Annotated in this window: 10 protein-coding genes; all 10 read right to left on the bottom strand. The window is 41.3% G+C overall.

The genetic code is table 11. From position 1 onward, the window contains the following. The coding region (locus tag MKL32_RS14705) for a phage tail protein (RefSeq protein ID WP_270900708.1) at nt 1–1,559 on the bottom strand (1,559 nt) is incomplete at its 3' end. Between the two features lie 2 nt (nt 1,560–1,561). Then, nucleotides 1,562–2,173 carry a phage tail protein I gene (locus MKL32_RS14700; protein ID WP_057050409.1) on the bottom strand — a complete coding sequence of 204 codons (612 nt, stop codon included), beginning with the start codon at nt 2,171–2,173 and terminating at the stop codon, nt 1,562–1,564. Further along, nucleotides 2,173–3,063: a baseplate J/gp47 family protein gene (locus MKL32_RS14695; protein ID WP_057050410.1), complete on the bottom strand. Its 891-nt coding sequence runs from the start codon at nt 3,061–3,063 to the stop codon at nt 2,173–2,175. Before MKL32_RS14695 ends, MKL32_RS14700 begins: the two co-directional genes overlap by 1 nt. Beyond that, nucleotides 3,060–3,404: a GPW/gp25 family protein gene (locus tag MKL32_RS14690; protein WP_057050411.1), complete on the bottom strand. Its 345-nt coding sequence runs from the start codon at nt 3,402–3,404 to the stop codon at nt 3,060–3,062. Before MKL32_RS14690 ends, MKL32_RS14695 begins: the two co-directional genes overlap by 4 nt. Beyond that, nucleotides 3,401–4,066, bottom strand: coding sequence for a phage baseplate assembly protein V (locus MKL32_RS14685; protein WP_057050412.1), 666 nt, complete (start codon nt 4,064–4,066; stop codon nt 3,401–3,403). The genes MKL32_RS14690 and MKL32_RS14685 overlap by 4 nt, the downstream gene beginning before the upstream one ends. 75 nt (nt 4,067–4,141) lie before the next feature. Then, nucleotides 4,142–4,594 (bottom strand): phage virion morphogenesis protein, encoded by a 453-nt coding sequence (locus MKL32_RS14680; protein ID WP_057050413.1) that lies wholly within the window; start codon nt 4,592–4,594, stop codon nt 4,142–4,144. Next, complete coding sequence (locus MKL32_RS14675) at nt 4,594–5,094, bottom strand: phage tail protein (protein ID WP_057050414.1); 501 nt, start codon at nt 5,092–5,094, stop codon at nt 4,594–4,596. Before MKL32_RS14675 ends, MKL32_RS14680 begins: the two co-directional genes overlap by 1 nt. Then, on the bottom strand, nt 5,091–5,945 hold the full coding sequence (locus tag MKL32_RS14670; protein WP_057050415.1) for an N-acetylmuramidase domain-containing protein: 855 nt from the start codon (nt 5,943–5,945) through the stop codon (nt 5,091–5,093). Before MKL32_RS14670 ends, MKL32_RS14675 begins: the two co-directional genes overlap by 4 nt. Beyond that, nucleotides 5,942–6,214, bottom strand: a complete 273-nt coding sequence (locus MKL32_RS14665) for a phage holin family protein (RefSeq protein ID WP_057050416.1) — start codon at nt 6,212–6,214, stop codon at nt 5,942–5,944. The genes MKL32_RS14670 and MKL32_RS14665 overlap by 4 nt, the downstream gene beginning before the upstream one ends. Beyond that, nucleotides 6,211–6,567 carry a putative holin gene (locus tag MKL32_RS14660; protein WP_057050417.1) on the bottom strand — a complete coding sequence of 119 codons (357 nt, stop codon included), beginning with the start codon at nt 6,565–6,567 and terminating at the stop codon, nt 6,211–6,213. The genes MKL32_RS14665 and MKL32_RS14660 overlap by 4 nt, the downstream gene beginning before the upstream one ends. Between the last annotated feature and the right edge of the window lies 1 nt (nt 6,568).

Raw genomic sequence — 6,568 nt, 5'->3', positions numbered from 1 at the left:
ACAGCTTCCTGATCGATTGTTTGTGCACTATTGAAGAATTTATACGAATACCTTAAACCTTCCCAAGCCCCAGCTTTATTGACTGCAGTTATAAATGTTCCATCAATCGTCGTATGAGCAAATGAATATTGGCCTGCACCGCGACTCAAGAAGCCGACATTCTGATCATGCGAAATAAAACCATAGGAGCCTCCAACAACGATATGGCCAACATTAACGGGATTGCTCACATATGTTCCAGTACTGCATGAGTCGTAAAGATATAATCCCGTCTGATATTTCCCGCGCGCCTGAAATGCTGCACTGACTTGATTTGTACCTCCACTCCAGACGTCATAGCCATATCCAGCACCATCACGTCCAGTATTATTGAATAAACCGAGTTCAAAACCTGCAAAACTTTTTGCATCAGCATCTGGGCCAAGTGTCACATTGGTATTTTGTCCCCAAATCTTAGTATTAGGTACAAACTTGACCTCTGAATCATTACTTGGGGTACCTGTTGCACCATTTCCAAATTTTCTAAACCAGGCAGTATCAATGGTGATGGTCTTGCCATTAATAGATTTAATCAATCCTGAATATTCAATATCATTGTCACTTACATCAATAATTTGATCTTTTTTGATTTTTTTAATGATTTCTGCGGATAGGTCATTACACGTTAATGTAGTTGATGTAAAGATCGTATTATTCGATTTGAAAAGAGCGGGTTGTCCATCTGTTTGAACAAACAGACCAACAACATCTCTGTCAGAATAATTACCTAGCCCTGCAGCGTTGTCTATACCCAAAACTTCAGTGCGGGGTTCTTTTGAATCAAAATCAGCTACATTTCTAATTGATGCAACCGCACCACGGTCGAGAAATCCGTCGCAATAATTCCAAACTTTCAATGTTTGCATCGGAAAAGCAGTTTGTCTTGAACCCAAATAAGGTTTTCGTTCATCTGCTGCTTCTTGCTTTGCAATTGCTTCGTGTTCGCTTGGATCAAAGCTATCTTTATCACCGCCGACATCTTGTATAGAGATAATATCATTATTTTTTTCTTCTTGATTCCGTCCGCGGGTGGTTTTGATTTTCGAGTCAATTGCAATGTCATTGACATATTGGATCGTCGCAAGCACGACATCTGGATCAATCACTAAATCAAAGTTCGCAGTATTATCAATTTGCAAAACCATCCGAAAGGTCATGATGCGGGCAGTACCATCACTCGGATTTGGTTTATAGGTTGCTGGATAATTTGAATATGCAACCAGTACATTACCCGCATATAAGCCAAGCTCGCGTATGTTAAAACCACCTACGGCACTTGCAATAATAGCTTCAGCTCGTAACCAGTTCGCATTATTTGGATCTGGCGCAAGACTATTTAGTTGTGTTCGATGTACTTCATGAACCATTGAGGTGAAATTTTCATTAGGAACAGGTAATGAACCACCGCCATCACCAAAGGCCATGCTTGTAATCCCAAGCTTGGTGCCATTACGAATCGCTTCAGTTAGAAGTTCCAGACCTTTTTTTGTGAAAACTGAATAATAAACTTGTTCTGCCATGTTTAAGCTCTCGGATAGATGGTGGTGTCGTCATGTCCAAAGAAGACAAAAATCGGACAACAAATAGGAGTAAATTCGTTTTGTTTGGGATAGATGGTGACATCTTCACCGTCGTACATGGCACAAGCGATATTGGTATCACCACGCACTGAGACAACATTAACTTCAATGCCTTTGAGTTCACGTGTCAGAGGTTTTGCATCATTCAATAAGGCAATCAGGGTGTTGTAGCCTGATTCGCTGAGTTCATTGCCTTCGGTATCAATAGTGATTTGAAATGTTCCTGGTGTATTGGTTGGCTGCTCTTGCCACCACTCGGTCACTGTTAGTGAATATCCAAAGGCTTTGGTAATTTCTTTCAGTGCTGCGACCGTGCCTTTCTTCTGGTGAATCTGAAAAGAAGCACGAATTTGGGCAATTTTTTCTTTGTCTGACCAGTTCCGATTCCAGCGATCGACACTGTTTTGCCACGCAATGAGTGGAAGAAAATCGTTAGGGGTGTTTTTAAGTGTAGTAATTGCACGAATGTTGACGTCTAAGTCCGTGGCTTCAGAGGTCACACTACAAACATTGCGTTCAAGTAGTGTTGAGTTAGGCGGGAGAAGTTTATTCATCAAGCTTCTCCTGCATTAATAGTAATCTTAGTACAGTGCGCGACTTGAACGTGGCTTACCTCAACATCTGCAGCAGGGCTTGAAATCACAACATGAACAACGCCTGACACATGCAGCAAGTTGTAAATTTTAGAAAGGTAAATAGACCGGCCAATACGTCGGCTTTCATCTAAATATTTTTTCACTGCTGCGGTGGCTGCTGAAATTAGAGAGTCTGATTCGGGTAAATTGTTAGTAAATATTGTGGCGGTTAGTTCAAAAGGAATCACATCGACTGATTGAACTGTCAGTCGATCTGCGACGGGGCGACGGACATCATCATTTAAATAGCTTTGTACGATTGATAAAAGTGCGTCGGTTGCTGCACCTGTTTCGGTATTGTTTTGAAGAATAGTAACTAAAGCTTCCGCAGGTGCCGGTGAAGATGCTTTTGCATCGGCAACACGTCCATCGGAGCTTAAAGCATGGTATTCATATGCTGAGGTTGGCCCAGCAACGGATAACGAGTCAAAAACCAGCGATGCGCGATAACGTAAAGCATCGTCGGTTTCATACACCGCATCGCTGTCTGCAGTCGCTTCATTGATCAGTAATCGTTTAATACCATAGTTTGCAACGACGGCATCAAGATCGGTCTTTTCAGCAAAAGCCAGTAGTACTGAAAGTGCTGCATTATTGATGCGGTTACGTAGAATGACTTCACGATAGGCATTTTCTTCTAAAAACTTTGTCAGTGGTTCGCTTTCACGCTGTAAAGTCTGACGAATCTGATCCTGATCAGTACTGTCAAACAAGCTAATCAGTTTTTCTTTTCGCTCAGCAAGAATCGATTCAAAGTCAATTTCTTCAACCATGCTGGGCTTGGTAAGTTGTGAAAAGTCGACGCTCATATTGAAGATCCCATTTGCAGCGGAATATTTAAATTAAGAGACTGGCCAGTGATTGTGTGCACTGCTTCTAAATCAAGTTGCAGTCCGCCAGAATAAACATCGCTCACTTTCATGCTTTCGATACTGATACGCTCTTCCCAGCGAGTAACTGGCGTGTAAATTGCGCTAAAAATCTTGACTTTGAGTACATCACTCATAGGCTGATCGATCAGATCTGGAATGATAGAACCGTAGTCTCGACGCATGATTCGAGAACCGAGCGGAGTTGTGACAATGTCTTGAATTGATTGTTGAATGCTTTCAAGCTCTGAAATAGAGACACCGTTTTGGCGTGACATCATGGCGTTGGCACTCCTGACAGGTCTGAACCCGACTTGACGTCTTTGGTTTTATGGAATTTCAGACTGATATCACCGGCTTTAACGTCACCCTCGGTACTGAAATCACCAGAAGAGTGACTAGATCCTTGTACCAGTTGACTACCGCCTACCGTGTTATTACCTGTCATGGCAGTACTTCCATCAATTTGGACATTACCAACGTTAGTCTGGTCGCCATTGACAAACAGTTTGCCGTTAATCGTGGTATTTGCATTCACGGTAAGACCACCAGGTGCGGTTAAAATTGCGGTGGCATTTGCAGGTAGAATCGCTTGTAAGCTATGGTTTTTGGTGTCGTAGCTGATAACGGCACCGTCTTCAAATAAGCGTAATTTGATATCTGGATCTTGGGACGGGGTTGGGAAATCTTCATTATTTAGACCTACAACAACGATACCCAGCTCTAAAACTCCGCATGGGCTAAAAACAATACATTCTTCATTGATGCTTGGTAGATCATGAGTTGAATCTTTGCCTGCTCTCAAATTGAGTAGACGTAACTGCTTGGTTACGATGTCACCTAAATTGACTGTAACTGTATGAAAGGTTTTAGACGGAGTTACGGTCTTGATTCGTCCGAAACGGATCAAATTTTCGACGCGACGATTGATATCTGCATTCATGCTGCAATCGTGGTGCAGCTTTTTGCTTAATGCATTCGGGTGGAGTTGTAAAAAACAGAATAACAACTCAGATTATTATTTTTTATCAATAAAATTAAAAACTTCATTTTCGAACATTTCTATTTCTGCATCTGTAAATCCAAGCAAGATCCGCTGTGCATATCTGACTTTAAATGTTCTGCCGTTGTACTTTAATGTATCGATTAATCCATCCTGGTGAATACGAGCAAGTCTTGATACTCGTTGATCAAATCCAATAGTCACGCCATCTGGAATTTTTTCTATTTTCATGAATTTTGCCGTTTTAAGCTTCATGAACATTTTTTGTTTTATTTTGCCTTTACGTGCACGTAAATTTTTTCGCGGTGTGTATGAACTACCATCTAGGTTCTGCTGACGTGTAATGCGTTGACTTTGGCTTGCACGAATCTTTCGAGCGATCATCATTGCAAATTTACGTTTTTCAGCATCGCTTAACGATGCCAGTAATGCATTGAGGTGCTCAGAAAGATATTCGAGTTCAGCCATTACAGATAACGCCCTTCTTCAGGTTCACGTGACATCCACGATGCTAGGATGGTACCGTCTTTATCATAGAGCGTGACTTCTTTGGATTCTTCAGCTTTACGATATTTTGGCTCTTCTGGATAACTGACATTTAGACCAGCATCCGTCTGTTTTACAATGACACGTTCAGTTAAAGGCAGTTGAATCGCTAGATCGACTTTATCATTTGCTAAAATTTCTGCTTCAAATTTTATGCCTTTTTTGACGTGATCAAGATTGGCCATTAGTTCAGATTGATTTTCTCGAATCCAATCGAGCACCGGAATACTGACTGCAGCTAAATCACCGGCGTAATCAGTTAAGATCATCGTCAGTGTGTATGCATATTCAAATGATAGGCCGTTAGCTAAAGTACTGCGGACATTGCCTTCGTCAACAAAAATAAGAACACGCTCAGGATCACGCTGCAGTTCTGGTATCGCATTTAATAAATGTGTTCGAAGGCTCTGTGGTTTTTTCATGCTGCTTTGGCTCCGCCATAAATTGTTTCCAAGTGATCCCATTCTTTTTGGAACTTTGCCTGATAACCAAGTTTTTTATAATTCGGTCCGTTATAAAGCGTAAATACTGCGTCCCAATTTTCAGCTCGCAGCGCATCAATTAATTTGACTTTTTTATCGTCGATAATGCCTGTTTTCCATTCGATAAATCGAATAAATGCTTCAAGCTGGAAAGATTCACTAGCAAATTGTTGATCAACAAAATCTTGTGCAGATGTGTAACCTAGCTCTTTCCAGTTTTCGCCCATAATTTGAAACTGGCCCCAGCTTGCAGACATCAAAGCACATTCAACATCGATCTGCTTTGCTAATTCTAAACGGACATATTCGGCCTCATTGCCCTGATAACCACCCGATTTTTTATTTACAATATTTGGACGTTCAACTGCCATTTTGTTTGCAAAGGCAGCTCCCTTTTTCAAACGTAAATATGCATACATACGGTGACGTTCAAACAAAATTTTAGGCTTTCCATTTTTTAGAAAACCCACTCCCCTGCCTTCAACTGCACCAAAAACACGAATCGCAAGCTCCGAAACTTTAAGGCGCGCAGCTGCTGCTGTGTAGTCGCTATCTTTAAGTAATTTCGAGATATTTTGTTCAAGTAGAGCTGCTCTTGTCTTGTCTCCGACTTTGCCATCGGCGACCAGATTTTTTTGCTTTTGAAATGTAATGACAGCGTGTTCAGTAGAAGCACCAAAATCACCATCGATAGAGAGATCTTTACCCTTTACGCCTTTAAAACCAAGTTTTTTAAGCTGCTGCTGAATTGTAATGACATCATTACCCTTTGAACCAAATTTTAAGATCATGATGTACTCCAAATCAGTTTGGCCACATTACCTTTTGCTCGATAAATCAGAACAGCCAAAAGTACTGCGAAGATCGCATCCCACAAAGTGACTGGATCTTTAAAGAATAAGATGTGCACCGACTGGCCAATGAACGCTGCGATCAAAATCGTGGCCAGAATTGAAAAACCATGTCGATGACGTAGACCTTCCGCATCAAAGCAGATGATACGAATGCCACAAATCATGTATGCAATTAGTGCAATCAGTTGAAACATAATTTCGATCATGACTTTCCTCCTCCACGAAATTTATTCCAGATATCAGACAGGCTGGATTGATCTACCCAAACCATCATTTTTAAAACAATAGGTAATGAAAAAATTGATGCGATCATGCCCGCAGTTGCATCATTGGTAATGAGCGTTCGCATTGTAATTTCTGGCGCAAGTAAGTACCCAAAACCAACCGCGATGATCATGGTTGAAAGCCGTTGTAAAGGTTTTAAGTCTTTTTTGGTTGTTGCAAATAGAGCTGCTCCAAAGACAGCACCAAGCAATGCATTCCCGTTTACAAATGGGAGTAATGAAGCTGCACTGATAGTGACTGCTGTTGCCGCTGCTGTTGTAGTTGGTTCTGGCATT

The organism is Acinetobacter sp. AOR34_HL (assembly GCF_027854795.1).
GTDB classification, from domain to species: Bacteria; Pseudomonadota; Gammaproteobacteria; order Pseudomonadales; family Moraxellaceae; genus Acinetobacter; species Acinetobacter junii.
This window is presented reverse-complemented; position numbering and strand designations above follow the sequence as displayed.

Excerpts from the sequence above, each read along its gene's own strand:
- MKL32_RS14700 (WP_057050409.1), bottom strand. The coding sequence starts at position 2,173 with ATGAATAAACTTCTCCCGCCTAACTCAACACTACTTGAACGCAATGTT.
- MKL32_RS14695 (WP_057050410.1), bottom strand. The coding sequence starts at position 3,063 with ATGAGCGTCGACTTTTCACAACTTACCAAGCCCAGCATGGTTGAAGAA.
- MKL32_RS14690 (WP_057050411.1), bottom strand. The coding sequence starts at position 3,404 with ATGATGTCACGCCAAAACGGTGTCTCTATTTCAGAGCTTGAAAGCATT.
- MKL32_RS14685 (WP_057050412.1), bottom strand. The coding sequence starts at position 4,066 with ATGAATGCAGATATCAATCGTCGCGTCGAAAATTTGATCCGTTTCGGA.
- MKL32_RS14680 (WP_057050413.1), bottom strand. The coding sequence starts at position 4,594 with ATGGCTGAACTCGAATATCTTTCTGAGCACCTCAATGCATTACTGGCA.
- MKL32_RS14675 (WP_057050414.1), bottom strand. The coding sequence starts at position 5,094 with ATGAAAAAACCACAGAGCCTTCGAACACATTTATTAAATGCGATACCA.
- MKL32_RS14670 (WP_057050415.1), bottom strand. The coding sequence starts at position 5,945 with ATGATCTTAAAATTTGGTTCAAAGGGTAATGATGTCATTACAATTCAG.
- MKL32_RS14665 (WP_057050416.1), bottom strand. The coding sequence starts at position 6,214 with ATGATCGAAATTATGTTTCAACTGATTGCACTAATTGCATACATGATT.
- MKL32_RS14660 (WP_057050417.1), bottom strand. The coding sequence starts at position 6,567 with ATGCCAGAACCAACTACAACAGCAGCGGCAACAGCAGTCACTATCAGT.